Here is a 25721-nt window from a genome sequence, read left to right as displayed (position 1 = left end):
TTTCCCAAGGAGAAACATCATGATCCTCGGTCTTTCCATTCCGGCCTTTATCGCGCTGCATGTCGCGATCAGCCTGATCGGCATTGTAACGGGACTTGCTGCCCTGTTGGCGCAGGCGAAGGGAATGTTCCTGCCCCGCATCCAGGCCCTTTTCCTCGGCACGACGCTGCTGACCAGCCTGACCGGCTTCCTCTTTCCCTTTCGCGGCTTTACGCCGGCGATCGGGGTCGGGATCGTCTCGACCTTAGTGCTGATCGTCGCTTTTGTCGCGCTTTATGGCCTGAAACTGCGTGGCCGGGCACAAGTCATTTATGCGGTGAGCGCGACCGCGGCGCTGTGGCTCAACCTGTTCGTGCTGGTGGTGCAGAGCTTCCTCAAGGTGCCGGTGCTCAACGCCTTTGCGCCGACAGGGACGGAGCCGCCCTTCCTGGCGGCGCAGGGGTTGCTGCTGATTGCGATGCTGATCCTGGGCGCGGCGATCGTGCGTCAGCCGAGCGTCGCGCGGAAGGCGGCGAGCCGCTCGATCGCCTGATCGAGCGTATCGTCGCTCTTGGAAAAGCAGAGGCGGACCAGATGGGTCACTGGCTTTGCGGGGTAGAAGGCGCTGATCGGGATCGCCGCCACCCCGGCCTCCTCGATGATCCGCTCGCAAAAGGTCACATCGTCCAGCGCGATGCCTGATGCCGGCAGGTCGATCGACAGGAACCAGGTGGCGCCGCTGGGCTGCACGACATAGCCCGCCGCACCAAGGCCCGCCGCCAGCCGGTCGCGTGACGCCTGATAGGCGGCGCGCTGGTCGGAGAACCAGGCGTCGGGATAGGCCAGACCTTCCGCCACTGCCCATTGCAGGCCGGGCGGAGTGGTGAAGGTCAGGAATTGATGGGCGCGCGCCAGCAGCGTGGCGATCGGCGGGGCGGCACACATCCAGCCGACCTTCCACCCGGTGACGGAGAAGATCTTGCCCGCCGACCCGATCTTCACTGTCCGCTCGCGCATACCGGGCAGGGCGATCAATGGGCGGTGGGGGACGCCGTCATAGACGGTCTGTTCCCAGACTTCGTCGCACAGCGCCACCAGATCATGAGTCACGCACAGGTCGGCGAGCAGAGCCAGTTCCGCCTCGCGCAGGACGATGCCGGTCGGGTTCACCGGATTGTTCATCAGCAGGATGCGGGTGCGGGGCGTGATCGCTGCGCTCAGCGCTTCGCGCGTGACGCGCCAGTCGGGCGGGGTCAGCGTCACCACCTTCGCGACGCCGCCGACCCGTTCGACCAGCGGCAGATAGGCGTCATAGAGCGGAGCCAGCATCAGCACTTCGTCGCCCGGTTTTACCAGCGCCAGCAGGCTGGCGGCGATCGCTTCGGTCGCGCCGGAGGTCACGATCACTTCCTGCGGGTTGAGGTCGAGTTGCTGGTGGCGGGCATAATGGTCGGCGATCGCGGCGCGCAGTTCGGGCAGGCCCGCCATGGGCGGATATTGGCTGGACCGGGTCAGCAGCGCGTCGGCGGCGGCTTGCAACACGGCGCGCGGGCCGGGGCCTTCGGGAAAACCCTGTCCCAGGTTGATCGCGCCGGTGTCGCGGGCGCGGGCGGACATATGTTCGAAGATGGTGGTTGGCATGTCCCGATAGACGGGGTGGCCAAGGGAGGGACCGGTCATGTCAGTCTCCACCGCTGCGGCGGCTTGCGCCGCCGAGTAAATCGGATGGCCGTCCCCCGGACGGCCATTTTATCCGATTTACTCCCACTCGATCGTGCCCGGCGGCTTGCTGGTATAGTCATAGACCACGCGGTTGATGCCCTTGACCTCGTTGATGATGCGGGTCGCGACGCGGCTCAAAAAGGCGGCGTCGAAGGGGTAGATGTCGGCGGTCATGCCGTCGGTCGAGGTCACGGCGCGCACGGCGCAGACGCTGTCATAGGTGCGCAGATCGCCCATGACGCCCACGGTGCGGACCGGGAGCAGCACGGCGAACGCCTGCCAGATCGCGTCGTAGAGGCCTGCGTTGCGGATTTCCTCCAGATAGATGAAGTCCGCCTTGCGCAGGATGTCGCAGCGTTCCTTGGTCACTTCGCCGGGGATGCGGATGGCAAGGCCAGGGCCAGGGAAGGGGTGACGGCCGACGAAGATGTCGGGCAGGCCGAGTTCCTTGCCCAGCACGCGCACTTCGTCCTTGAACAGTTCGCGCAAGGGTTCGACCAGCTTCATGTTCATGCGGTCGGGCAGGCCGCCGACATTATGGTGCGACTTGATCGTCACCGAAGGCCCGCCGGTGAAGCTGACCGATTCGATGACGTCGGGATAGAGGGTGCCCTGCGCCAGATAGTCGGCGCCGCCGATCTTCGCGGCTTCTTCCTCGAAAACCTTGATAAATTCGCCGCCGATGAACTTGCGCTTCTTTTCCGGGTCGGTGAGGCCGGCGAGGCCGCCGAGGAAGCGTTCCTCGGCATTCACATGCACCAGTTTGATGCCATAATGTTCGCGGAACAGGCTGACCACCTGTTCGGCTTCGCCCAGGCGCATCAGGCCATGGTCGACGAAGACGCAGGTCAGCTGATCGCCGATCGCTTCGTGGATCAGGACCGCGGCGACCGCGCTGTCGACGCCGCCGGACAGGCCGCAGATGACGCGGCCGGAACCGACCTGCGCGCGGATTTCGGCGATCTTGGTCGCGCGAAATTCGGCCATGGTCCAGTCGCCGGCGAGGCCGCAGACATGGCGGACGAAATTGGCGAGCAGCTTGCCGCCGTCGGGGGTGTGGACGACTTCGGGATGGAATTGGGTGGCGTAGAAGCGCTTGGCCTCGTTCGCGGTGACGGCATAGGGCGCGCCTTCGCTGGTGGCGACGACTTCGAAGCCGGGGGCAAGGGTCGTGACCTTGTCGCCATGGCTCATCCACACCTGATGCTTTTCGCCTTCGCTCCATAGGCCGTCGAACAGGGCGCAGCCCTTCTTCACTTCGATGAAGGCGCGGCCAAATTCGCCGCTCTCGCCGCCTTCGACATTGCCGCCGAGCTGCTGCATCATCGTCTGCTGGCCGTAGCATATGCCCAGGATGGGAATGCCGGCGTCGAAGAGGGCGTGGGGCGCGCGGGGGCTGTCTTCCCACATCACCGAGGAGGGGCCGCCCGACAGGATGACGCCCTTGGGCTGCATCCGTGCGAACGCCTCTGCGGCGGTATTGAAGGGAGCGATTTCGGAATAGACGCCGGCTTCGCGGACGCGCCGGGCGATGAGCTGGGTCACCTGGCTGCCGAAGTCCACGATAAGGATGGAATCCTGAAGGGGCAGCGTCATCGAATCGCCTTTATGTCGAGCGGTGGAAGGGATTCGCGCCCGGTTAGTCGCCCGGCCCCGATATGTCCAGTTGCGGCTTGAACTGCTGGCCGGCGCGCCAGCCGATCAGCGCGGCGAAGGCCAGCACGGCGGCGGCGATCAGGAAGGCGCTGCCGATGAAAGGCAGGGTCGGCCGGGGGCCGACCGACAGCGAATAGATGGCGCCGAAGAAGAGCGGCGAGATGATGCCGGCGATCGCGCCGACGCTGTTGTTCGCACCCTGCAACTGGCCCTGTTCGGATTCGGAGACGTGGCGGGTCATCAGCGACTGGATCGTCGGCATGGCCAGGCCCCAGAGCGCATTGGGGAGCATGGCGGCGATGAACAGCCAGCCGGTCGATGCCAGACCCATGGACGCAATGCCGATCGCGCCGAAGCAGAGGCCCACGACCATGGTGGTGCGGTCGCCCAGCCGTTTCACCACGGGACCGACCAGCAGTCCCTGCACCCCCATGTCCATCAGACCGACCAGCGCCAGCAGCCCGCCCACCTGCCACGCGCCCCAGCCATAGCGGTCGCCGGCATAGAGGACGAAGATAGCGGAGAAGATATGGTGGGCGAAATAGAGGAGGAAATTGCCGAAGGCGAGGCTGGAGAGTTCCGGGTGCGAGCGGAGCAGTTTGAGCGCGCCGAAGGGGTTGGCGCGGCGCCAGCTGAAGGCCATGCGCTTTGCCGGGGCCAGAGATTCGGGCAGGACGAAGAAGCCGTAGACGAAGGCGAGGGCGGACAAGGCGGCAGCGGCCCAGAAGGGCGCACGCACCGAAATTTCGCCCAGCAGGCCGCCGATCAGCGGCCCGGCGACGAAGCCTGCGCTGAAGGCTGCGCCGATCAGGCCATAGCCCCTGGCGCGATCCTGTGGCGGGGTGATGTCGGCCATATAGGCGAAGGTGGAGGTGAAGCTGGACGAGGTGACGCCCGCCAGGATGCGGCCCAATGCCAGCCACCAGAGATTGGGGGCCAGCGCCATCAGCACATAGTCGAGCGCCAGCCCCGCGACCGAGATGAGGATCACCGGGCGGCGGCCGAAGCGGTCGGACAGCGAGCCGATCAGGGGCGAGCAGATGAACTGCATCCCCGCCCAGAGCGCGACGAACAGGCCGTTCCACATGCCGGCCGCCGCGTCGGAGCCGGACAGGGTTTCGATCAGTTGCGGCAGGACCGGGATGACGATGCCCATCGACATGACGTCGAGCAGCGCCGTGATGAGGATGAAGGCGATCGCGGCGGTGCGACGGGGGGAAGCGGGCGGGGCGGTCATGGCAACGGCCTATCCGCGCGCGGCGCTTATGCCAAGGGCAACGGTCCCAGGCGCAGGCTCCATCCCAGCAGCAGCAACGACCAGGCGCAGGCGACCCACAAGGCGTCAAGGCCGATGGCGCCGAACAGGACGGTGCCGACGATCGCGCCCGCAATCAGGCTGAGCCACAGCATCAGCCATAGCAGCCATCCCCAGCGTGGCCCGCCGGCCAGGGCGGCGGCGATCGACTGTCCCATCTTGACGAGGGCGCCGGTCATGTAGGTCACGCCGATGCTGACTTCGCCGTCGCGCTGGAAGACATTGTTGACCGCGCCCATCGCCGCCGCCATCGGCAGGGTGAGCAGGTCGCCATGCCGATCCGCAAGCAGCGCCGCCATGATCAGCAGGACCAGGACCAGCGCCAGCACCACCTGCTTGCGCCAGCGGCCCGCCCGTCGCGCCAAAAGCGCGCCCGCGACGACCCCGGCCAGGAAGGCGGCGATGAGGCCAGCAGCCGTGGCCGCTACCGCGGAGCCGGTCGCGACGCCCACGGCCATGCGGGTCGAATTGCCGCTCATGAAGGATACGAACAGCCCGCCTAGTCTCAGCAGGCCGAGCGCATCGACCATGCCGGCCAGCGCGGCCAGGCCAAAGGCAAGCATATGGTGGGAAAGGGGCTGGCTGCGCATGGGCTATCCCTAGAGCGCGCAGCACTCGCCCGTCTTTATTTTCTTAGCGGGCTGCGATGTCGCGGCTGAGATAGACCTCTGCGACGCGGCCGTTTTTCATGGCGCAGGTGAAGCGGCGCGAGATGCCGTCATTGGCGCGATAGCTGGTGCGGGTTTCGACATAGCCGTCGATATTATAGCCGTCGGCGGTGGCGAGGGGCGTTTCCATGTGGCGGACTTCGGCATAGCCGCCTTCGCGCTGCTGCGCTTCGTCGCGGGCGGCGAGCGCGCAAGTATCGGTCATGCCGGCGTCCTGCGTGGCGATATCGGAAAAGTCGGCGTCGTCGCGCGGCACGTCGTTGCGGACGTCGGTGCCGGTGCTGGGGGGCGGCGCGTCATATTCGCCGCCGGTGTTCGGATCGCGGATCTTTTTGTTCTTGTTCATGGACGAGGCGACGATCGCCACCGCGCCGACGATCGCGGCGACGCCGATCGCGTCGCCCAGACCGAAGCCGTCGCCCCGGCGATGATGCCGGTTCCAGCCGCCATGGCCACCGCCATTCCAGCCGCGGTCATAGCCGTAGCGCGGGCGCGCCTCGGCGGCGGTCACGCTGCCGATCAGCAGCCCTGCGCTTACCAGCGCCCCGGTCATCCAGCGTGTCTTGGTCCCGATCATGCCTGCGTCTCCATGCGATGAGTGGCGGTATAATGAAGGCAGGCTGTCGGAGGGCTGAACAGGGAGAGACTGCTTGTCGAGATGCTAGGCTTGTCTTAGCATGATGGCATGTCCGACGATGCCATTCTGATCCAGGCAAGCATATATTTGCTCACATCTGCGGAAGGGGGCCGTCGCACGCCGTTGCGCGGGGAAAGCAGTTATCGGCCCAATCACAATTTCCGCGGCCCAGACAACAGCCGGATGTGCGTAGGCGCAATTGACCTTGCCGAAGGAGAAGAAATTGCTCCGGGTGAAACGATAGAACGGGATATCATCATGTGGATATGGCCGGAAATAAATGATCTCATACAGCCGGGACGCGAGTGGTTGATTCAAGAAGGCGCGCAGGTCGTTGGACATGGAACGATCCTTGCCGTGCTTGCGCCCGATTGACGGGCCTCACAACGTCTATTCCGGTTTCGCCTTGATCTTCAGGCCGGTGAAATAGGCCGCGAAGCTGTAGCTGTCGGCATATTCGTCGATCAACTTGTCGACCGGCTTGCCTGAGCCATGGCCGGCACGGTTTTCGACGCGGAGCAGGCGGGGGCGGGCGCCCAGGTCGGCAGCCTGGAGCGCGGCGGCATATTTGAAGCTGTGGGCGGGGACGACGCGGTCGTCGGTGTCGGCGGTGGTCACAAGGATGGCGGGGTAATCCTTACCGCCCAATATGTTGTGATAGGGCGAATAGCCGTAGAGCAGCGGGAAATCGGCTGCCTTGTCGGGCGATCCATAATCGTCGATCCAGTAGCGGCCGGCGGTGAAGCGGTCGAAGCGCAGCATGTCCATGACGCCGACGGCGGGCAGCGCGGCGGCGAAGAGGTCGGGGCGCTGGTTGACCACCGCGCCCACCAGCAATCCGCCATTGGATCGCCCCTCGATCGCGAGGCCACCGGGCGGGGTGAAGCCGTTGGCCTTGAGATATTGCGCCGCCGCGATGAAATCGTCGAAGACATTCTGCTTGTTCGCGCCGCGCCCGGCATCGTGCCACGCCTTCCCATATTCGCCGCCGCCACGCAGATTGGCGATGGCATAGGCGCCGCCCTGTTCCAGCCAGGCCATGCGCGTGGCCGAATAGCCGGGCGTCAGGCTGATATTGAAGCCGCCATAGCCGTAGAGGATGGTCGGGGCGGCGATCGCGCGGTCGGCCAGCGCCTTTTTGCGGAGGATCGTCATCGGGATCAGCGTGCCGTCCTTCGACGGGTAGAGGCGCTGTTCGATACCGAAATCAGTGGGGTCGAAGGGGAGGTCGGGCTGGGCGAAGATCTGGCTTTGCAGGCTGGCCGTGTCGAAGCGGTAGATGCTGGACGGGGTGACGAAGCCGGAGAAGCTGAAAAAGGTTTCAGGGTCGCCCTCCCGCCCGCCAAAGCCCGCCGCGGTGCCAAAGCCCGGTAGCGGCACGTCGGTCACCTTGCGCCCGTCCAGTTCGACCAGTTCGGCCACGGTCTGCGCGTCGCTCATATAAGCGAGGATCATGCGGTTGCCGACCAGCGATCCGCCCGCCAGCGTTTCGGGCCGTTCGGGCACCACTTCCCGTGGCCCCCGGCGCGGACGCGTGGCGTCCAGCGTTACCACCCGCATATGGGGGGCACGATCGTCGGTCAGGAAGAAGAGGGTCGTGCCCTTGCTGCCGATCAGGCGCCAGTCCTGCGCCGGTCCATTGACCAGCAGGCGGGGCTTGATCGGGCCGCCGGTGAGTTCGGCGACATGGAGTTCGCGGCGGGGATCGATCCCCTGGAAGGAGCTGATGACCAGCCAGCGGCCATCGCCGGTCACCTGCGCCTGATGGCTGAGCGCGGGCCGATCGGGCGTGGCGTAGATCAGCTGGTCCTGCGCCTGGGCCGTGCCGATGCGGTGATAATAGAGTTGCTGGTCCTGGCTGGCGGAGCGGAAGGCTTGGCCCTCCTGCGGCGCGGCGAAGCGGGAGTAGAAAAAACCCTCGGCCAGTCCATCCCAGGCGATTTGCGAGAATTTCACCCAGTCGACCCGGTCGTCCAGCACTTTGCCGGTATCGACGTCGAGCAGCTTGAGCGTGCGCCAGTCGCTGCCCGCCTCCTGCACCGCGAAGGCGAGGGTGCGGCCGTCGGGGGCGGGGGTCCATTCCGCCAGCGCGCTCGCGCCGTCCTTCGTCCAGTCATTGGGGTCGAGCAGCAGCCGTTGCGCGCCCGTCAGCCCTTCGCGGACATAGAGCGGGGTCTGGTTTTCCAGCCCCTTGTTATAGCCGTAGAAGTAGCGTCCGCCTGCCTTGCGCGGGACGGTGAAGCGGCCGTGCGAGAGCAGCGCCTGCATCCGGCCCTTGAGCGCTTCGCGGCCCGGCAGATCGTCGAGATAGCGGCGGGTGAGGGCGTTTTCCTGGCCCACCCAGTCGCGCACCGCGGGGTCGGCGCGCAGGTCGTTTTCGAGCCAGCGATAGGGGTCGGCGACCTTCACGCCGAAATGATCCTCGATCAGGTCCAGCCGTTTGGCGATCGGATAGCGCAGCGCGTCGGACGCCGTGCGCCCGCCCGCGTCGATGGCCGCGGCTTCCGGGGCCGCGCCCTCCGGTGCCGCCAAGGCGGGCAGCGGCGCCAGCATAGCCGCCAGCAACAGCGGCAGCAGGATCAGGGCAGCGGCGCGCATCCTCTCTTTTCGATTCTTTTCCAAACGACAACAGGCCGTGGCTCCTAGAGAGCCACGGCCTGTTGGTAAAGCGCCAGTCCCTTAATTCGGGACTGGTCGGATCAGGCTTCTTCCAGCTCGTCGTCTGCGCTGAAGACCGGACCGCTGTCCTGACCCTTGGCGCTGACGTCGCGGTCGACCAGTTCGATGATCGCCATCGGCGCCGCGTCAGACGCGCGGAAACCGGCCTTGATCACGCGGGTATAGCCGCCGTTGCGATCCTTGTAACGCTCGGCCAGGATTTCGAACAGCTTGATCAGCTGGGCATCGTCCTTCAGGCGGGCGTCGGCCAGACGACGGTTGGACAGGCCACCCTTCTTGGCGAGGGTGATCAGCTTTTCGACATAGGGACGCAGGGCCTTCGCCTTGACCGCGCCGGTCATGATCTGCTCATGCTTGATGAGCGAGGCGGCCAGGTTGCGCAGCAGCGCATTACGGTGACCGGTGGCGCGTTGCAGCCTACGCTGACCCATTCTATGACGCATATTGCATTCCTTCGTTCGTTAAGGGACCGTGCAAGGTATCCCAGACCAGGCGGTTTTCAGGGGACCGCCCAATAACCCCGTTTCCTCCCCGGAACGGGGAGGGGGACCGCCGCAAAGTGGTGGTGGAGGGGGCTGTCGGCTGAACGCCGCGCCCGGAGGCGAACCCCCTCCACCACGCCCTTCGGGCGCGGTTCCCCTCCCCAGAAGTGGGGAGGATCAGCCCAGCAGCTCTTGTTCGAGCTTCTTGGCCATTTCCTCGATATTTTCCGGCGGCCAGCCGGGGATGTCCATGCCCAGGCGCAGGCCCATGGACGACAGCACTTCCTTGATTTCGTTCAGCGACTTGCGGCCGAAATTGGGGGTACGCAGCATCTCGGCTTCGGTCTTTTGGACCAGATCGCCGATATAGATGATGTTGTCGTTCTTGAGGCAGTTGGCCGAGCGGACCGACAGTTCCAGTTCGTCCACCTTCTTGAGAAGATAGCGGTTGATCTGGTTGGTGTCGCTTTCGCCTTCCGAAGCCGCAGCGGCGGTGTGACCCGCAGCAGGGGCGGCGGCGGGCAGCGCGTCTTCGAAGTGGACGAACAGCTGAAGCTGGTCCTGCAGGATACGGGCGGCATAGGCCACCGCGTCTTCCGGCGTGACGGTGCCATCGGTTTCGATGGTCAGCGACAGCTTGTCATAGTCCAGTTCCTGGCCGACGCGGGTGTTGTCCACCTTGTAGGCGACCTGACGGACCGGCGAGTAGAGCGCGTCGATCGGAATGAGGCCGATCGGTGCGTCCGCCGGGCGGTTGGCGACGGCAGGGACATAGCCCTTGCCGATGTCAGCCGTCAGTTCCATGTTGAGCGTCGCGCCCTGATCCAGATGGCAGATGATCAGATCGGGGTTCATCACTTCGATGTCGCCCACGACGCTGATATCGCCAGCCTTCACCACGGCCGGGCCGGTGGCGGAGAGCTGAAGGCGCTTTGGCCCGTCGCCTTCCATGCGCAGGGCGACCTGCTTGATGTTGAGGACGATGTCGGTCACGTCTTCGCGAACGCCCGCGAGCGACGAGAATTCATGCAGGACGTTCTCGATCTTGATCGAGGTGACCGCCGCGCCCTGGAGCGAGGAAAGAAGAACCCGCCGCAACGCATTGCCGAGCGTCAGACCGAAACCGCGCTCAAGCGGTTCGGCGACGAAGGTCGCTTTCCGCTTGCCGTCGCTGGTCGGCTTGATTTCGAGGGCGTTGGGCTTCTTCAATTCCTGCCAGTTCTTCATGTTGACAGTCATGTAATTCCCCTGGGGATGTGGCCGAAACGCTTATCATCCTGGACCCGACAGGACGTTGCGGCCGATGTAGACGGGAAACGGGCGGCGCGTCCGCCGCCCGCATATCGCTCAGCCGCTGTTAGACGCGGCGACGCTTGGACGGACGCACGCCATTGTGCGGGATCGGCGTCACGTCGCGGATGGAGGTGATGTGGAAGCCGACGGCCTGCAACGCGCGCAGGGCCGATTCACGGCCCGAACCGGGGCCTTTGACTTCGACTTCCAGGGTGCGCACGCCATGTTCGGATGCCTTGCGACCCGCATCTTCGGCGCACACCTGCGCGGCGTATGGGGTCGACTTGCGGCTGCCCTTGAAGCCCATCATGCCGGCCGAGGACCACGAAATCGTGTTACCCTGCGCGTCGGTGATGGTCACCATGGTATTGTTGAAGCTGGCGTTGACGTGGGCCACGCCGGCCGAGATATTTTTGCGTTCGCGGCGCTTAATGCGCTGGGGTTCGCGTGCCATGTTGCTCTAATCCTACTGAAATCGTTCAAAAGCAGAAGTCGCCGGAGGGTCATGCGACGTGCGTGACCCTCAACGATTACTTCTTCTTGCCAGCGATCGCCTTTGCCTTGCCCTTGCGGGTGCGCGCATTGGTGTGCGTGCGCTGGCCGCGGACCGGCAGGCCCTTGCGATGACGCAGGCCGCGATAGCAGGCCAGATCCATCAGGCGCTTGATGTTCATCGCGGTTTCGCGACGCAGGTCGCCCTCGACGGACAGGCCGGCGTCGATGGTTTCACGGATCTGCAACACTTCGGCGTCGGACAGGTCCTGCACGCGGCGGCTGTGATCGATGCCCAGCTTGTCGGCGATGTCGACGGCGGTCTTGCGACCGATGCCGTGAATGTAGGTCAGCGCGATGATCACGCGCTTGTTGGTCGGGATGTTAACACCCGCAATACGTGCCATGGTAATAGTGTCTCCTGCTCCACAGGGCCGACCGGAGTCGTCCCTATCTCAAAGCGTCCGAGCCGATTTTCCCTGGCCAGGAAAAACGGCCAATTACATAACCCAAATACGCAAAAAAGACGGCCAGTGCCAAAAGCACCGCCGCTCGCCACGTTCAGGGGAAGGGGGCCTTTAGCGATTCGGCGGAAAACTGTCAATTGCCGTGCGGTCGGACGCAGCGGGTTGGCGGCTCGACCCTTTTCGGGTTGAGCGGGGGCCAAGCGTCCGGCATGGAAGGCTATGCGTATCCTTCCGTCCTTCACCGCGCTTGCGCCGTTTTTGATCCTGCTCGGTTCCTGCGTCGGCCCCGCCGCGCAGCGGCCGGTGGCGCAGCCCGCACCCGCGCCTGCACGCCCGGCCCCGGCTGCACCGGCGCCAGTGCCACAGGCACAGCCTTCGCCGGTGGCGAAGGAATGGCAATATCGGCCGGTCGCCCCGGGTAGCTGGCGCTACCGCGCCGAGGCGGCAGGGTCTTCCGCGGCGTTCGGGTCCGGCGTCGCCGACGCGCAACTGACGCTGCGGTGTGACCGGGCCAGCCGCCGGGTCAGTCTGGCGCGGGCCGGGGGTATGGCAGGGGCTGGAGCCGGGACTGGGCAGGGCGCGCTGATCGTGCGGACCAGCTATGGCGCGGCGAGTTGGCCGGCGACGGTGTCGGCCGGGGCGGCGGGGCAACTGGTCGCCTTCCGCGCCGCGTCCGACACGGGACTCGACCAACTGGCCTATAGCCGTGGCAAGATTGCGGTGGAGGCGGCGGGGCAACCGATGCTGATCGTTCCGGCCTGGGCCGAGATATCGCGCGTGATCGAGGATTGCCGGGGATAGGCGGCGCGGGCGGTTCGGTCCGAAACGCGGACGGGCAAGTATGATTCGAAAAAAGAAAATTACAAGGCTTGATCATGCCCTGCGTCTGATTCAAAGTCTGTCTCGTGGCCGGTCAGAGGTTACATCGAAGTCGGTCACGCGGGCTTCAACTAGCGAAAGGAGGTGATCCGATGTCTCATGGTTCAGCATTGGGGTCGGTTCAGTCCATTCGGGAAACGCGCCGCTGAGCGACGCCTTAGCGTCGATCCCTCCATCAGAGACTGTGAGCGCCAACAGACAGGCCATGTCTCTGTGCGGGCGATAGCGCGATAATTCGTTTTCCTTGGGCGGTGCTTCCGGCCGCTGACCATGCACATGATGGGCCGTCGGGTTTTATCCCGACGGCCCCTCTCATGCTTTGCGTGGTCTATATCTTATTGCAGGGTGGGGCATGGGCCGGGTTGATCCTTGGCCGGTCAGCGTTCCAGCCCCTTCGCCTTGCCCCAGGCGCGCGCGGCGGTGTAGCCCAGATAGCCGGTGCCAAAGAGCGCATAGAGCGGTTCGGGCAGAGCGCCCAGATAGGCGCGCATGCCGGCGGTAATCGCCGCCGCCGTGGCCGGATGGATGCCCGCGATCAGGCCCATCGGCACCGACCAGAGCAGCAGCGCGTACATGATATAGAGAAAGGCCGGGCGGGCGCGCCTGACCCACGGATCGATCGAGTCGGGTTCGGATTCCTGCTGCATGTTCGCCTCCTTTAACCGATTCGGTTGGCGAGCCAGCCGTAGAGAAAGGCTTCGTTGGCCGGGCGCTGTTCGGCCAGGGCGACATAGCGCTCGCCCTGCATCGCCTCCATCGCTTTGAGCAGCACCTTATCGCCAGCCGCGCCGCGCAGGGAGCGGAAGGCGCGTAAGGCCGCGAGCGTTCGCGCGCCGATCGCCCGGTCCACCTTGATATCGGGATAATCCTGCTGGTTGCGATTGAGCGCGTTGAGCGACCGCTGGAGGAAGCCGGTCGCAGTCGCGACGCCCATATTGACGCCCGTGTCGAACAGTTCGGCGGCGATCGGTCCGCTCATTTCGGCGATAAAGGCATAGCCCGGCCGGTCCCAATAAAGGCGGCGGTAGATGCCCTCGGCCACGCTGCGCGGCATTGCCTTCATGTCGCCGGCATAGCCATTGGCGCAGGCGACGTCCAAGGTGATGCCCATATTAGTCGGGCCGCCGCGATCGGCGGGGTGGTGGCTGTAACCGCCTTCGCGGGCGATGACCTCGTCGATCAGGTCGTGAATGTCCATATGCGCCTCCTAAGTGGAATGAGGCGAATCATTTATCCCATATGGTTCGTTGTAGGACAGGGGGAAAATGTGGAGCGGTGTGGCGTGCCCTACCTTATCGGTTTGAACAGGGCCTTCACGACAAACACCGCGAGCCCGATAATTTGGGCAAAATTTTGAACCAATAATAACGGCAGTAGCCAGTCATACTTGGTGAAATCCCAGTATCCGAAGCCTACCTGAGTGAGCAAAAAACATTGGAAGCTAATCAAGCCTGCCATGACGAGCATCAAGAAATAAGACCAAAGGCCTTTATGTCGGTAGTGAGACGCCACGCCTAGCAGATGCTCGAAGTCTTCCTGCGCTCGAACAGAAGACGAACGAAACTCTGATTGATAGTCCGATTCGTAGTCAATTTGTTGGTAATCCGGCGGAGATACCTGATTGACATAGCGTAAAAGATCTTCCTGACTTGGAAGGTCAATGTCATCTTTATAGTCGTTGCCGCCTTCACGCATGTTTAAGACGATTTTCCATCATTTGCCGAGAAACGCCAAAGATGGATGCCAGTTGGGCGACCGGCGCGTGCCTGACGGATCTCAACAAATGTGACGGAACAAGCAGATTCGCAGCAAATACATTCGCCTCTTGTTCAAAAGGGTCGGTTCGGCTGGGCTTCTGGAACCTTGGCAATACCGTATATTTAGCTGGATCGCCATGGAACAGGTCGCGATGTAGCATCCAATGGCCCAACTCGTGAGCGATCGTAAAAGTCTGCCTATTCAGCGGATCTTCCGCGTTAACATACAGCTTTCCAGTGCGAAAATCGCAGAACCCCGCCACCTTGTCGGCGGCGTCACCAAAGCGGACAAAAACCACGTCTACGCCGTTACTTTCCGCGATTTCATGGACAGGAATCGGGGGCGTCGAAAATGGTTTAGCTAGCTCGTTAGCCTTGCGAATTGCATCGATATAACGGGGGCGGACCAAGTCTTGCAATGCCGACATTTCGGATCTCCCCGTACTCTTAGTGAAGAATGTCAGAATCGCCAATTGCTGGCAAGGTTCCAAATTGCGCAAGCTTGTCGATTGCCATCCCACCAAGTGGGGGTGTGCCGCCCGTAAAACAAGAAAAGCCGCCCTGCGCTTGGCAGTCGGCGGCGGTTTTCCTTGGTCGGGACGAGAGGATTCGAACCTCCGACCCCCACACCCCCAGTGTGATGCGCTACCAGGCTGCGCTACGTCCCGACCGGAGGGCGCCCAATATAAGCACAAATGGGAAGTTGCAAGCGCTCAATCGCATCTCTTTGCGCCGACCGTTCGAATCCCTAATCATATTGCCTCTGCGCCCCCATCTGTGTTAGCCGCCCGCGCTTGATCCGTGGACGCCGAGAGGGCGTGCGCGACCGACAGAGAATAAGGCAGTCCCACCCATGTTCATTACCCCAGCCTTTGCCCAGACCGCGGGCGGGCAAGCCTCCGGTGCCGGAATCCTGGTGCAGATGGCGCCGCTGGTCCTGATCTTCGTCGTCTTCTATTTCCTGCTGATCCGTCCGCAGCAAAAGAAGATGAAGGCGCACAAGGCCAAGATCGACGCCGTGAAGAAGGGCGATCAGGTCATCACCGGTGGCGGCCTGGTCGGCAAGGTCATGCGCGTGGACGAGATTTACGCCGATATCGAACTGGCGCCGGGCCTGAAGGTCAAGGCGGTCAAGTCGACCCTGACCGAGGTGATCGATCCGACCGCCGCCAAGCCCGCGAACGACTGAGCGCCTTCATGCTGAACTTCTCGCGCTGGGCGGTCTTTGCGATCATCCTGCCTCTGGCGATCGGCGTGCTGTGCGCGATTCCCAGCTTCCTGCCGGACGCGACCGTGGCGCAGCTGCCGCGTTTCATGCAGACGCGCGTCAATCTGGGCCTCGACCTGTCGGGCGGCAGCCATCTGCTGCTCGAAGCATCGACGCAGGATGTGGCCAAGCAGCGCCTGACCAACATGGAGGAGCAGGTCCGCACCGAATTGCGTCGCGGCGATCCCCGTATCGCGATCGGCGATATTTCAGGCCGCGACGGCAAGCTCAGCTTCATGGTGCGCGACCCCGCGCAGGTCGATGCTGCCGTCGAGCGCATCCGGCCGCTGACGCAGGGGGCGGGCCTGACCGGCCAGCGTGATTTCAATGTCGAGGTGGTCAACAGCTCCACGATCGTCATCACGCCGACCGATGCGGGCATCAAGAATGCGATCAAGAGCGCGATGGAGGTGTCGACCGAAGTCATCCGTCGCCGGATCGACGAAATGGGCACGCGCGAGCCGACGATCCAGCAGCAGGGCGACAATCGTATCGTCGTGCAGGTGCCGGGGCTGCAAGATCCCAAGGCGTTGAAGGCCCTGCTGGGCCAGACCGCCAAGCTGGAATTCAAGCTGGTCGACACGACCGCCAACCCGTCCGAAGTGGCGCAGGGCCGTGCGCCGGTGGGCAGCGAAGTGCTGCCTTACGTCAACAACCCGTCGGGCGTTCCGTTCATCGCGGTCAAGCGTCAGGTAATGGTGTCGGGCGAAGATTTGACCGACGCGACCCAGGGTTACGACCAGAGCAACCAGGCAATCGTCAACATCCGATTCAACAGTTCAGGTGGCCGCAAGTTCGGGCAGGTGACGTCGCAGAACGTCAACCGCCCCTTCGCGATCATATTGGACGGCAAGGTGCTGTCGGCGCCCAATATCAACGAACCGATCCTGGGCGGCAGCGCGCAGGTGAGCGGCAGCTTCACCGTCGAAAGCGCCAACCAGCTTGCCATCGCGCTGCGATCGGGCAAGCTGCCGGTGAACTTCGTGGTGGTGGAAGAGCGTACCGTGGGACCGGGGCTGGGCGCGGATTCGATCCGGGCGGGCCTGATCGCATCGGTCGTCGCGGTGGTCGCGGTCGCGGTGTTCATGTTCGTCAGCTATGGCCGGTTCGGCATGTATGCCAACCTGGCGGTCGCCATTAACGTGGCGGTCATTTTGGGCGTCATGGGCATATTGGGCGCGACGCTGACGCTGCCGGGCATCGCCGGCTTCGTGCTGACCATCGGCACCGCGGTCGACGCCAACGTGCTGATCTACGAGCGTATCCGCGAGGAACGGCGACGGGGGCGCAATGTCGTGGCGGCGATCGAGCATGGCTATAAGGAAGCCAGCCGCACGATCTTCGAAGCGAACGTGACCCACGCTATTGCCGGCGGTATCATGCTGGCGCTGGGGTCGGGGCCGGTCAAGGGCTTCGCCATCGTGCTGCTGATCGGCATTGCGACCAGCGTGTTCACCGCCGTCACCTTCACCCGCATGGTCGTCGCGAACTGGGTGCGCCGCACCCGTCCGACCGACATTCACATTTAAGAGGGGCGGGAGGACACACCCATGAAACTTCTCAAGCTCGTCCCCGACAATACCAATATCGGCTTCGTCGCGGTGCGGAAATGGGCGTTTGCGCTCACCGCGCTGCTGACCGTGCTGGCCGTGGGCGCGACGGCGCACAAGGGCCTCAACCTGGGCGTCGATTTCGTCGGCGGCCTGATGATCGAGGCGAAATTCCCGCAGGCGGTGGATACCGACAAGGTGCGCTCCACCATCGGTACGCTGGGCGTGGGTGAAAGCTCGCTCCAGCAGTTTGGCGACGCCAATACCGTGCAGATTCGCCTGCCTTTGCCCGAACAGGGCGGGGCCGGTGCGGCGAACGCGGTGGTGGAAAAGACAAGGCTGGCGATGGTTGCGCAATTCCCCGGCGTCACCTTCTCCCGCTACGACACGGTGTCGGGCAAGGTGTCGGGCGAGCTGATCCAGAATGGCGTGCTGGCGGTCGTGCTGGCGATCCTGGGCATCGCGGTGTTCAGCTGGTTCCGTTATGAATGGCAGTTCGGCGTCTCGACCTTCGTCGCGATCGTGCATGACGTGTTGATGACGCTGGGCTTCTTCGCGGTCACGCAGCTGGAGTTCGACCTGAACATCATCGCGGCGGTGCTGACGATCGTGGGTTATTCGATCAACGACAAGATGGTGATCGACGACCGTATCCGCGAAAATATGCGCAAATATCGCAAGATGGACATGAAGTCGCTGATCGACCTGTCGGTCAACGAGACGCTGCCGCGCACGGTCATGACGTCGGTCACGATCCTGCTGGCGCTGGGCGCGCTGCTGTTGCTGGGCGGGCATGTGCTGCGCGGCTTTACCGCGGCCATGATGCTGGGCATTATCGTGGGCACCTATTCGTCGGTCTATGTGTCGTCTTCGCTGCTGATCTCGCTGGGCCTGACCCCGCAGACGTCGGAGAAGAAGGCGGCCAAGAAGGGCGACTATGCCGGGACGGCCGAGCGCGTAGGTCCCAGAGAGACGGGACGCGACGATGGGGCGAAGCCCTGAGCGACCCTATGTCTGGCGATCGGGGCATAAAGGTCCGCCGGGACGATGACGGTCAGGGACCGATCGTCACCGGCTTTCAGGGCCGGGGCTTTCGGGTGCGCGACGACGTGTTTCCCGACGGCCTGCTGCTCAGTCCTGTGCGGGCTCTGGCCTGGGCCGATGCGCCGGGCGTGGACGCGCTGACCGTGGAGTCGCTGGGCGACCTGTTCGATACCGCGCCGAAGCCTGAATTTCTGCTGCTGGGCACCGGTGCGGGGTTGCGCCAGCCGGCGCGCGCGTTCGTCCGCGCGGTCGAGGCGCTGGGGATCGGCGTGGAGGCGATGGATAGCCGCGCTGCGGCCCGCGCCTGGGGCGTGCTGCGCGCCGAGGAGCGGCAGATCGTGGCGGCGTTGCTGCCTTTGTGAAGCGGGGCGTGTTCCCGCGCAGGCGGGAACCCAGTCCCACGCCTGAACTGGGTTCCCGCCTGCGCGGGAACACGCACGCTTTGCCAGAAGCCTTGCCCTTCCATCACCGCTCCGCCAAGCTGCATGCCTCTTCCATCCAGGGGGCTTTTCCATGGCATTTCGTCGTCCCGCCGCCGCGCTGATCGCGGCGCTTCTCGTCACCACCAGCGCCCATGCCGCCACCCCGGATGCGCAGGCGCGCGGGGACGAGGCCGCTTTCCGTGGCCTGTACAAGGAACTGGTCGAAACCGATTCGAGCTGGCCCGATGGTAGCTGCACCGTCGCGGCGGAGCGGATGGGCGCGCGGTTGAAGGCGGCGGGATATGGCGACGGCGATGTGTCGATCATCGTCGATCCGGCGCATCCCAAGGAGGGCAATCTGTCGGCCATCCTGCGCGGCAGCGACGCCAAGCTGCCCGCCATCCTGCTGCTCGCCCATATCGATGTGGTGGCGGCCAAGCGGGCCGACTGGGAGCGCGATCCGTTCAGCCTGATCGAGGAGGGCGGCTATTTTTACGGCCGCGGCACGTCCGATGACAAGGCGATGGCGGCCGCCTTCACGGATCAGATGATTCGTTACAAGGCGGAAGGTTACAGCCCCAAGCGCACGATCAAGCTGGCGCTGACCTGCGGCGAGGAGACGGAGAAGGCGCTGAACGGCGTCGAATATCTGCTGAAGAACAAGCCCGACGCGCTGAAGGCCGGATGGGCGCTGAACGAGGGCGGCGGCGGGTCGCTGGACGAGAGCGGCAAGCCGGTGAGCCAGGGCGTGCAGGCGGGGGAGAAAGTCTATCAGGACTTCACCTTCACCGCGACCGCGCCGGGCGGCCATAGTTCGCGCCAGACCCCGCATGTGAACGCGATCGGCTGGATGGCGGCGGCGCTGGCGCGGGTCAATGATTATGATTTCCCGGTGAACCTGACCCCGGCCGCCAAGGCCTATTTCGGCGCGTCGGCGTCGCTCTATCCGGCCAAGGTGTCGAGCGCGATGGCGGCGATCGGCGCGGGCAAGGCGAGCGAGGCCGATTATGCCGCGGTGTCGGCGGAAAGCGCCAGTTGGAACGCGACGCTGCGCACCACCTGCATCCCGACGCTGATTGCGGGTGGCCATGCCCCCAATGCCCAGCCGCAATCGGTGACCGCCAACGTCAATTGCCGGATCATTCCGGGGGAGGCCGTGGACGCCGTGTTGGCGCGGCTGAGCGAGGTCGCGGCCGATCCGAAGGTCAAGGTGACGCTGGCCGATCCGCCGCAGCCCAAATCCTCCGCGCCCGAATTGACGCCGCAGATCATGGGGCCGATCGAGGCGCTGACCAAGGAGATGTGGCCAGGCGTGCCTGTGATCCCACGCCTGGCGACCGGGGCGACCGACGGGCGTTTCACCAATGCGGCGGGCATCCCGACCTATGGCGTGTCGGGCATGTTCGCCGACCCGGACGGGCAGGGGGTCCATGGCCTGAACGAACGCATCCGCGTCAAGTCGCTGCTGGACGGCCGGGCGTTCCTCTACCGGCTGGTGAAGCTATATACGCAGTGAGAGGCGACGTGGGCGTAAAACCGCTCCGTTCGCTTCGAGCGAAGTCGAGAAGCAGATAGCGCTGTGTCTGAGTTCCTCGACTTCGCTCGAAACGAACGGAGGTGGTGTAAATCCGCTTGAAGTCATCACGCTCTATTGCTTCTCCGCCCCAACGAAAAAGGGCCGCCCGATCGGGCGGCCCTTTCCTTTCGGCTGGGAGCCGGAAATCAGAAGCGGAATTTCACCGCGGCTCGATAGCTCTGATATTTCACATCCTTGCGCCAGAGCGTGGTGTCCGCCGACAGGGACAGATCGACATTGCCGGTGGTGATCGTCAGGCCGCCGCCGACCTCGCCCCAATTCTGGTCCGAACCGCCGAGCGCGAAGGGCGCCAGGCTGCCGGTGCCGCCGACCAGATTGGCCAGGAAGAAGCCCGGCTGGTCGTTGAATTCATGGACGAAGTTGGCGGTCACATAGGGTTTGAACCCGCCATTATTGGCCTTTACCGTGGCACCCAGGCGACCCTGCGCGCTGCGAATGGCACGGCGTTCGATCACCAGCGCCGCGTCGCCGCCATATTCGGCCAGGTTGCCCGAGCTGATATAGGCGCCGCGGATCGAGCCGCGTGGCACGATGCTGAAGGTGTCGCTACCCAGCGCCTTGCTGAGCCCCAATTCGCCCGACAGCGCCAATTCCTGGTCGCTGCCATTAAGGGTGTAGGGGGTGACGCCGACGGCGAAGGAACGGCGCGAGCGGGTGGCGAGGGTGCCGGCGCTGGCGACGCCGTCCAGCTTGACGCCGCCCAGGTCGAAGGCACCATAGACGGTGCCCTGATAGAGCCGCGCGCGCGCCGTGTCATTGGCGCCGGTATTGCCCTTCAGCTCGCTGAACGAGGCAGCCAGGCCGACCACGCCATTGTCGCCGAACGCCTTTTCGACGCCCGCCGCAGCATACCAGCCATCGAACTGGTCACGACCGAGCGGGACGGCGGTGCGCATCGGCGCGCTCTTGCCGTCGAGATAGCCGCCAGCCAGGAAGGCGCTCATATCGTCGGGCAGCACGCCTTCGCGCGTCGTCGTGTCGCCGCCGCCCTGATCCATGCCCAGATCGATATTGTTGAGGCTGGCGGAGGCGAGCTGGATCGGCTGGCCGACCATGGTCAGCGTGCCGCCGAGCGAACCGGCGTCCAGCTTGGTCAGGCGATCGCGATAGAAGCGCGCCATATTGTCGTTGAGCACTTCGGCCATCGACGTCTTAAGCGCTTCGGTGCGCGGCGCCATCGCTTCGAACGTCGCCTGGACCCCGGCGATGCTCAGCAGGTCCGCTTCGCCATAGAGGGTGGCGAAATTGGCGTAGCGCGACCGGTTCTGGTCGAGCAGCTGGGCAAAGCTGGTCTGGTTCTGCGCCGCCGGGTTGACTACGGCGGCATAGAGGCCCGCGTCGATCCGCACGCTGACGCTATAGTCGCCATAGATCAGCACGGGCTTGAGCACCGCCGACAGCTGCGCCGGGGCGGTGAAGGTGCCGTCGATGCCGCCTTCCGCCGTTACGAACGTATATTGGTTGCCAAAGCGGATCTTGGTGCCGGCAGCCTGGCCGAAGGCCACCCGCCCGCCCAGCGCCGCGATGCCGTCGATCGGATCGCCGGCCGCGAGTAGCGACACGTCGCCATCGGCCTGCGCTGCGGTGATCGCAGCCGCGCTGCGCTGCTCCGCCGTGCCACCGCCGCCATCGCCGCCACCGCCGGTGTCGGGGGTTTCGCCGCCATCGTCTTCGCCGCCATCATCCGCGACGAACTCTGTGGCCTTGACCGCCAGCACGTCCGACACGCCGTTGGCGCCCAGGTCGATCTGGAGCGTGCTGCCCGATGTTAGCAGCGCATTGCCCTCTACGGTGAACGTGCCGATGGTGCCGATGCCGCCGGGGGCGATAGTGCCCAGGATGTTGGTGAAGAAGGGCGTGCGCAGCGTGCCGCTGCCCGACAACAGGCCGGTCAGCAGGAAATAGTCGCCCGGCGTTTCGATCGTGCCGTTGACGTTCACCACCCCGGCGAGGTGGGAAATGTCCATCAGGCTGGTCAGCGAGCCATCGGCGGTGACGTCCAACGCTGCGCCGGTGCCGGCGATAGTGAAGCGATCGACGGTGACGTCGGTGTCGAGCGTTGTCTTGCCCGTGGCGCTCAGCGTCACGTCATAATAGCGGCCAATGATCCCCTGCGACGCCAGCGGGTCGATATTATTGGGGACGAAATTGGTGGCGCCGGGCAGGCCATTGGCCAGCGTCGGGCTTGGCAGGACGGCAGCGCTAGCGCCTTCGGCCTGCGCCTCATGCTCGGCACCGTCGAGTAGCGTGACGCTCTGCGCGTTCGGGCTGCGCTCCGCGATCTCGACCTTGCCGATAGAATTGGCGCGGGTGGCTGACCCTGCCGGTGTCGCGGTCGTCCCGCCCTCTTCGGTGACGGGCTGGCCGTTCACGATCAGCGTGTCGGTGCCGACATCGTAGCAGATATCGTCAGGGCTGTAGCAGAGCTGGCCGAATTTCGAGGCGCTGTCTTCGCCAAAGGCGCCCGCGCCCGGCGTTGTGGGTATGCCGTTGACCAGGGCACCGTTGCTGTCGATGATCCGGTAATTGGGATCGAGCGCGGTGATCCAGTGGGAGGCGTCGCTCCACTTGCCATCGCCCGCCTTGGCCGTGGCGTAGCGATAGGGGTTGTTCTGCGCAATCCAGTCCCAGAACAGGTAGAGCGGCTGATAGAAGGACGAGCCGCCGTAGGAACTTTGCGGCTGTTCGAAGAAGTAGCGGCTGCCGCCCGACAGGACGCCCAATATGGTCTTTTCATCGAAGGCCTGGTCCAGGATCAGCGGGCCGCCCGAATCACCGCCAGCGGTGCTGCCTTCGTTGGCCAGGGCGTCATCCTTGAACAGGTTGAAGTCGAAGGGGTTTTCGCGGGTCGGATCGTCGAAATCCGTGTGGTAGAGATTCTGCGTATAGCCGCCCGCTTCGCCGAAGAGGAAGCTGTCGACGTCGTCGAGCGAGCCCAGCATGCCCAGGAAATTTTCGGCCGTTTTGCGGCGGAAGTCGATGCCTAAGCTGCTGCCGGTGGTGCCGCTGCCGGTGCGGCCATAGCCGGTGATGGTGACATGATAGCCGGTGCCGCTCGTCTCGCTGATGGAGGACGGAGCGGGCAGGGCGGAAAACAGCATCGTCCAGGTCGGCACGTCGGATGCGGGCGTGTCCAGCGTCGCCATCGCGACGTCGCCATACAGGAAGCTGAGCGCCGGCGGATCGAGCGAATCGGGGTTATAGGCGATGTTGTTGACGTTGTAGACGCTGAGCGCCGTGTTGGTCTGGAACCCGCTGTTCAGCCAGCTGACGAGCCCCGGCCGGGCGTTGTTCTGGAACGCAAAGGCGACGGGCACGCCGTCGTTGACGGTGCTGTAGTCAGCGGACGTCAGGTCGTTGACGCAATGGGCGGCGAAGATGACGGTGCGCGGGTTGATCAGCGTGCCGGTGCAGACGAAGCCATCGGCGCGATACATGATGCCGACGCCATTGACGTCGCTGCCGTCAATGATGTCCGCGGGGCTTTTGTCGTCGGTAGGGACGACGGCCTGGGCCATCGGTGCGACGGTAAGGGCGGCGATGGCCGCCGACGCCAGCAAGGCAGGACGACTGACGCGCGCCAACAGGCCCGCACCATTCTTGCGAATGTGCATGATATAAACTCCCCAAAGACCGAACGGGAAGCTAATCAACTGTATTGCCCAAGACAATCCGACAATCATGAAATCTTGTGTTATGTATCCAAAACATCACAGCATGTCTGTTTTGTCCTAAAGGGTAATGGTGTCGCCCAGGCGACCTTGTTCTTTGCTGATCCGAAACGAACCTTCCTTTTCAGGCGCGTGCAAGGCGTATCGTTAATCCTTGTTAAGTCTTGCATCGGTGGCCGTGCCGGCCGCGCCTTGCGCGATGCGTCATATCTGCCTAAACATGGTTGCAAGTTCCGGTCCCCCTTTGGTGGCTGGCGAATATAGAAGCGAGTTACGGCATGGTGCAGCAGAGCCGCCCATCGCCGCAGAGTTCCGGCCCGGCCGGCCGTTATGCGGGCAAACGCGCCCGCCCCGGTCCGGGCGATGGGAGCAAGGCTGCGGCCATTCCGCCCCCGTCGACGCAACGGGGTTTTCCGCCCCATGGCGCGCGTGAGCGCCGGTCCTATGCCGCCATCGACCTGGGCACCAATAATTGCCGCCTGCTGATCGCCAAGCCATCCGCCGACGGCTTCATCGTCATCGACGCTTTTTCGCGCATCGTCCGGCTGGGCGAGGGGCTGGCAGCGACCGGCCGGATCAGCGATGCGGCGATCGACCGCGCGATCGCTGCGCTGTCCGTCTGCGCCGACAAGCTGCGTCGCCGCCATGTGACGCTGGCGCGGTCGGTCGCGACTGAAGCCTGCCGCCGGGCGTCCAACGGGGAAGAGTTCATCCAGCGCGTCTATCGCGAAACCGGCATCGCGCTCGACATCATCAGCGCGCAGGAAGAGGCACGGCTGGCGGTGCTGGGGTGCCATGCGCTGTTGGAGCCGGGCGACGGGCCGGCGCTGATTTTCGACATTGGCGGCGGATCGACCGAATTGGTGCTGGTCGATTCCAGCGGATCGGCCGGTGCGCCGCGGATCGTCGACTGGGTCAGCGCGCCCTGGGGCGTCGTGTCGCTGACCGAGAGCGAGGCGTTCGACCATGGCGACAAGGCGGAGCGGCTGGCGGCCTATGACCGGATGCGGGCGCGGGTGAGCGAGGCCTTTTCGCCGCTCGCCCGGCGTTTGCCGCAGGGGGCGGAGGATATCCGCCTGCTCGGCACATCGGGCACGGTGACGACGCTGGCCAGCCTGCACCTCAACCTGCCGCGGTACGACAGGCAGGCGATCGACGGGCTGATCGTGCCGTGCGAATCGATGCGCGCCATTTCGGAGCGGCTGTCGACCATGGCGCTGGCGGAGCGGCAGAAGCTGCCCTGCATCGGCACCGAGCGCGCCGACCTGGTGGTGGCGGGCTGCGCCATATTGGAATCGATCCTCGACATCTGGCCGGCCGCACGACTGGGCGTGGCCGATCGGGGGATTCGCGAAGGCATATTGCGCGGCCTGATGGACCGCGACGGGAGAGTGATGTGAGGGGCGCTGGCGCAGGCAGGGTGCGGGTCAAAACCGCCAAGGGGCGCACGGCGCAGTCGGTGCGCTGGCTGGAGCGCCATCTGAACGATCCCTATGTCAAAAAGGCCAAGGCCGAAGGATGGCGCAGCCGCGCTGCCTTCAAACTGATCGAGCTGGACGAGAAATTCCATTTCGTGAAGGGATCTAAGGCGGTCGTGGACTTAGGCGTCGCGCCGGGCGGTTGGGCGCAGGTGGTGCGCAAGCTGGCGCCCAAGGCGGCCGTGGTGGGCATCGACCTGTTGCCGGTTGATCCGATCGGGGGCGTGACCCTGTTCGAAATGGATTTCATGGACGACAAGGCGCCGCAGATGCTGTGCGATGCGCTGGGCGATGCGCCGGACTTGGTGATTTCCGACATGGCGGCCAATACTGTCGGCCATGCCGCGACCGACCATCTGCGCACCATGGGCCTGGTCGAGGCGGCGGCGTGGTTCGCGGTGGAGAATCTGCGCAAGGGCGGGACGTTCGTGGCGAAGGTGTTTGCGGGTGGGACCGACGGCGAATTGCTGGTCCTGCTCAAGAAGAATTTCACGACGATCAAGCACGCCAAGCCGCCCGCCAGCCGCAAGGGCAGCGTCGAATGGTATGTCGTGGCGCAGGGGTTCAAGGGGCGGCCGGACGAGCCTGCAAGGGGCCGGGCCGGGGAGCCGATCGAGGAATAGTCCAGTGATGGACTGACGGGGCAGCGGGGAAAAGGCAGGGGCA

The 25721-nt window shown here is 64.5% G+C and carries 25 protein-coding genes and 1 tRNA gene; 10 read left to right on the top strand and 16 right to left on the bottom strand.

Translation table 11 applies throughout. The features are described from left to right. Nucleotides 1-19 precede the first annotated feature (19 nt). Nucleotides 20-532, top strand: coding sequence for a hypothetical protein (locus HHL08_RS12910; protein WP_169573568.1), 513 nt, complete (start codon nucleotides 20-22; stop codon nucleotides 530-532). Here the strand turns inward: HHL08_RS12910 and HHL08_RS12905 are convergent. The 5 genes from HHL08_RS12905 to HHL08_RS12885 all read right to left on the bottom strand — a co-directional run bounded on the left by HHL08_RS12905 (nucleotide 487) and on the right by HHL08_RS12885 (nucleotide 5917). Then, nucleotides 487-1659 (bottom strand): aminotransferase, encoded by a 1173-nt coding sequence (locus HHL08_RS12905; protein WP_169573567.1) that lies wholly within the window; start codon nucleotides 1657-1659, stop codon nucleotides 487-489. The genes HHL08_RS12910 and HHL08_RS12905 overlap by 46 nt on opposite strands. A gap of 78 nt (nucleotides 1660-1737) precedes the next feature. Then, nucleotides 1738-3297 (bottom strand): glutamine-hydrolyzing GMP synthase, encoded by a 1560-nt coding sequence (gene guaA / locus HHL08_RS12900; RefSeq protein ID WP_169573566.1) that lies wholly within the window; start codon nucleotides 3295-3297, stop codon nucleotides 1738-1740. 43 nt (nucleotides 3298-3340) lie between these two features. Continuing rightward, complete coding sequence (locus HHL08_RS12895; RefSeq protein ID WP_169573565.1) at nucleotides 3341-4594, bottom strand: TCR/Tet family MFS transporter; 1254 nt, start codon at nucleotides 4592-4594, stop codon at nucleotides 3341-3343. A gap of 26 nt (nucleotides 4595-4620) precedes the next feature. Beyond that, on the bottom strand, nucleotides 4621-5262 hold the full coding sequence (locus HHL08_RS12890; RefSeq protein ID WP_169573564.1) for a YoaK family protein: 642 nt from the start codon (nucleotides 5260-5262) through the stop codon (nucleotides 4621-4623). Nucleotides 5263-5305: 43 nt separating this feature from the next. Further along, nucleotides 5306-5917, bottom strand: coding sequence for a hypothetical protein (locus tag HHL08_RS12885; RefSeq protein ID WP_206377868.1), 612 nt, complete (start codon nucleotides 5915-5917; stop codon nucleotides 5306-5308). Nucleotides 5918-6025: 108 nt separating this feature from the next. On the opposite strand from HHL08_RS12885, the gene HHL08_RS12880 reads away from it, so the two are divergent. Further along, nucleotides 6026-6352, top strand: coding sequence for a hypothetical protein (locus HHL08_RS12880; protein WP_169573563.1), 327 nt, complete (start codon nucleotides 6026-6028; stop codon nucleotides 6350-6352). Between the two features lie 15 nt (nucleotides 6353-6367). On the opposite strand, the gene HHL08_RS12875 is transcribed toward HHL08_RS12880, so the two are convergent. The 5 genes from HHL08_RS12875 to rpsM all read right to left on the bottom strand — a co-directional run bounded on the left by HHL08_RS12875 (nucleotide 6368) and on the right by rpsM (nucleotide 11330). Beyond that, entirely contained in the window at nucleotides 6368-8575 is a 2208-nt protein-coding gene (locus tag HHL08_RS12875) for a prolyl oligopeptidase family serine peptidase (protein WP_169573562.1), read from the bottom strand. A 101-nt stretch (nucleotides 8576-8676) separates the two neighbouring features. Then, on the bottom strand, nucleotides 8677-9099 hold the full coding sequence (gene rplQ, locus HHL08_RS12870; protein WP_169573561.1) for a 50S ribosomal protein L17: 423 nt from the start codon (nucleotides 9097-9099) through the stop codon (nucleotides 8677-8679). A 216-nt stretch (nucleotides 9100-9315) separates the two neighbouring features. Next, the gene (locus HHL08_RS12865) at nucleotides 9316-10377 is read right to left on the bottom strand and encodes a DNA-directed RNA polymerase subunit alpha (protein WP_169573560.1); all 1062 of its coding nucleotides are present in this window, start codon (nucleotides 10375-10377) and stop codon (nucleotides 9316-9318) included. 118 nt (nucleotides 10378-10495) lie between these two features. Next, nucleotides 10496-10885, bottom strand: coding sequence for a 30S ribosomal protein S11 (gene rpsK, locus HHL08_RS12860; RefSeq protein WP_169573559.1), 390 nt, complete (start codon nucleotides 10883-10885; stop codon nucleotides 10496-10498). Nucleotides 10886-10961: 76 nt separating this feature from the next. Next, nucleotides 10962-11330 carry a 30S ribosomal protein S13 gene (rpsM, locus tag HHL08_RS12855; RefSeq protein WP_169573558.1) on the bottom strand — a complete coding sequence of 123 codons (369 nt, stop codon included), beginning with the start codon at nucleotides 11328-11330 and terminating at the stop codon, nucleotides 10962-10964. Between the two features lie 279 nt (nucleotides 11331-11609). Between rpsM and HHL08_RS12850 the strand changes: the two genes are divergently transcribed. Then, nucleotides 11610-12191 (top strand): hypothetical protein, encoded by a 582-nt coding sequence (locus HHL08_RS12850; protein WP_169573557.1) that lies wholly within the window; start codon nucleotides 11610-11612, stop codon nucleotides 12189-12191. Nucleotides 12192-12646: 455 nt separating this feature from the next. On the opposite strand, the gene HHL08_RS12845 is transcribed toward HHL08_RS12850, so the two are convergent. The 5 genes from HHL08_RS12845 to HHL08_RS12825 all read right to left on the bottom strand — a co-directional run bounded on the left by HHL08_RS12845 (nucleotide 12647) and on the right by HHL08_RS12825 (nucleotide 14694). Continuing rightward, nucleotides 12647-12916: a 3TM-type holin gene (locus HHL08_RS12845; RefSeq protein WP_169573556.1), complete on the bottom strand. Its 270-nt coding sequence runs from the start codon at nucleotides 12914-12916 to the stop codon at nucleotides 12647-12649. Nucleotides 12917-12927: 11 nt separating this feature from the next. Continuing rightward, complete coding sequence (locus tag HHL08_RS12840) at nucleotides 12928-13467, bottom strand: glycoside hydrolase family 108 protein (protein WP_169573555.1); 540 nt, start codon at nucleotides 13465-13467, stop codon at nucleotides 12928-12930. 89 nt (nucleotides 13468-13556) lie between these two features. Next, the gene (locus HHL08_RS12835; RefSeq protein WP_169573554.1) at nucleotides 13557-13964 is read right to left on the bottom strand and encodes a hypothetical protein; all 408 of its coding nucleotides are present in this window, start codon (nucleotides 13962-13964) and stop codon (nucleotides 13557-13559) included. After that, nucleotides 13957-14454 carry an ImmA/IrrE family metallo-endopeptidase gene (locus HHL08_RS12830; protein WP_169573553.1) on the bottom strand — a complete coding sequence of 166 codons (498 nt, stop codon included), beginning with the start codon at nucleotides 14452-14454 and terminating at the stop codon, nucleotides 13957-13959. The genes HHL08_RS12835 and HHL08_RS12830 overlap by 8 nt, the downstream gene beginning before the upstream one ends. A 163-nt stretch (nucleotides 14455-14617) precedes the next feature. Further along, nucleotides 14618-14694: transfer RNA gene (locus HHL08_RS12825), tRNA-Pro, on the bottom strand. A 185-nt stretch (nucleotides 14695-14879) separates the two neighbouring features. Here HHL08_RS12825 and yajC point away from each other — a divergent pair. The 5 genes from yajC to HHL08_RS12800 all read left to right on the top strand — a co-directional run bounded on the left by yajC (nucleotide 14880) and on the right by HHL08_RS12800 (nucleotide 19825). Next, complete coding sequence (gene yajC, locus HHL08_RS12820) at nucleotides 14880-15215, top strand: preprotein translocase subunit YajC (RefSeq protein WP_169573552.1); 336 nt, start codon at nucleotides 14880-14882, stop codon at nucleotides 15213-15215. An 8-nt stretch (nucleotides 15216-15223) separates the two neighbouring features. After that, nucleotides 15224-16822 carry a protein translocase subunit SecD gene (secD, locus tag HHL08_RS12815; protein ID WP_169573551.1) on the top strand — a complete coding sequence of 533 codons (1599 nt, stop codon included), beginning with the start codon at nucleotides 15224-15226 and terminating at the stop codon, nucleotides 16820-16822. A 21-nt stretch (nucleotides 16823-16843) separates the two neighbouring features. Continuing rightward, on the top strand, nucleotides 16844-17845 hold the full coding sequence (gene secF, locus HHL08_RS12810) for a protein translocase subunit SecF (RefSeq protein WP_169573550.1): 1002 nt from the start codon (nucleotides 16844-16846) through the stop codon (nucleotides 17843-17845). Nucleotides 17846-17853: 8 nt separating this feature from the next. Next, nucleotides 17854-18249: an Mth938-like domain-containing protein gene (locus tag HHL08_RS12805; RefSeq protein ID WP_169573549.1), complete on the top strand. Its 396-nt coding sequence runs from the start codon at nucleotides 17854-17856 to the stop codon at nucleotides 18247-18249. A 151-nt stretch (nucleotides 18250-18400) separates the two neighbouring features. Further along, nucleotides 18401-19825, top strand: coding sequence for a M20/M25/M40 family metallo-hydrolase (locus tag HHL08_RS12800; RefSeq protein ID WP_169573548.1), 1425 nt, complete (start codon nucleotides 18401-18403; stop codon nucleotides 19823-19825). A 206-nt stretch (nucleotides 19826-20031) separates the two neighbouring features. Here the strand turns inward: HHL08_RS12800 and HHL08_RS12795 are convergent, their stop codons facing one another. Beyond that, nucleotides 20032-23520, bottom strand: a complete 3489-nt coding sequence (locus HHL08_RS12795) for an autotransporter domain-containing protein (RefSeq protein WP_169573547.1) — start codon at nucleotides 23518-23520, stop codon at nucleotides 20032-20034. Nucleotides 23521-23855: 335 nt separating this feature from the next. On the opposite strand from HHL08_RS12795, the gene HHL08_RS12790 reads away from it, so the two are divergent. Together HHL08_RS12790 and HHL08_RS12785 are read left to right on the top strand one after the other, a co-directional pair. Next, a complete protein-coding gene (locus HHL08_RS12790) occupies nucleotides 23856-24977 on the top strand; it encodes a Ppx/GppA phosphatase family protein (RefSeq protein WP_169573546.1) in 1122 nt (373 codons plus the stop codon). Then, complete coding sequence (locus HHL08_RS12785) at nucleotides 24974-25678, top strand: RlmE family RNA methyltransferase (RefSeq protein ID WP_169573545.1); 705 nt, start codon at nucleotides 24974-24976, stop codon at nucleotides 25676-25678. The genes HHL08_RS12790 and HHL08_RS12785 overlap by 4 nt, the downstream gene beginning before the upstream one ends. Nucleotides 25679-25721: the final 43 nt, after the last annotated feature.

This window comes from Sphingobium psychrophilum (genome assembly GCF_012927105.1).
Classification (GTDB): Bacteria; Pseudomonadota; Alphaproteobacteria; order Sphingomonadales; family Sphingomonadaceae; genus Sphingobium; species Sphingobium psychrophilum.
The sequence above is the reverse complement of the archived record's forward strand: the minus strand, read 5'-3'. Positions and strand labels throughout refer to the sequence as shown.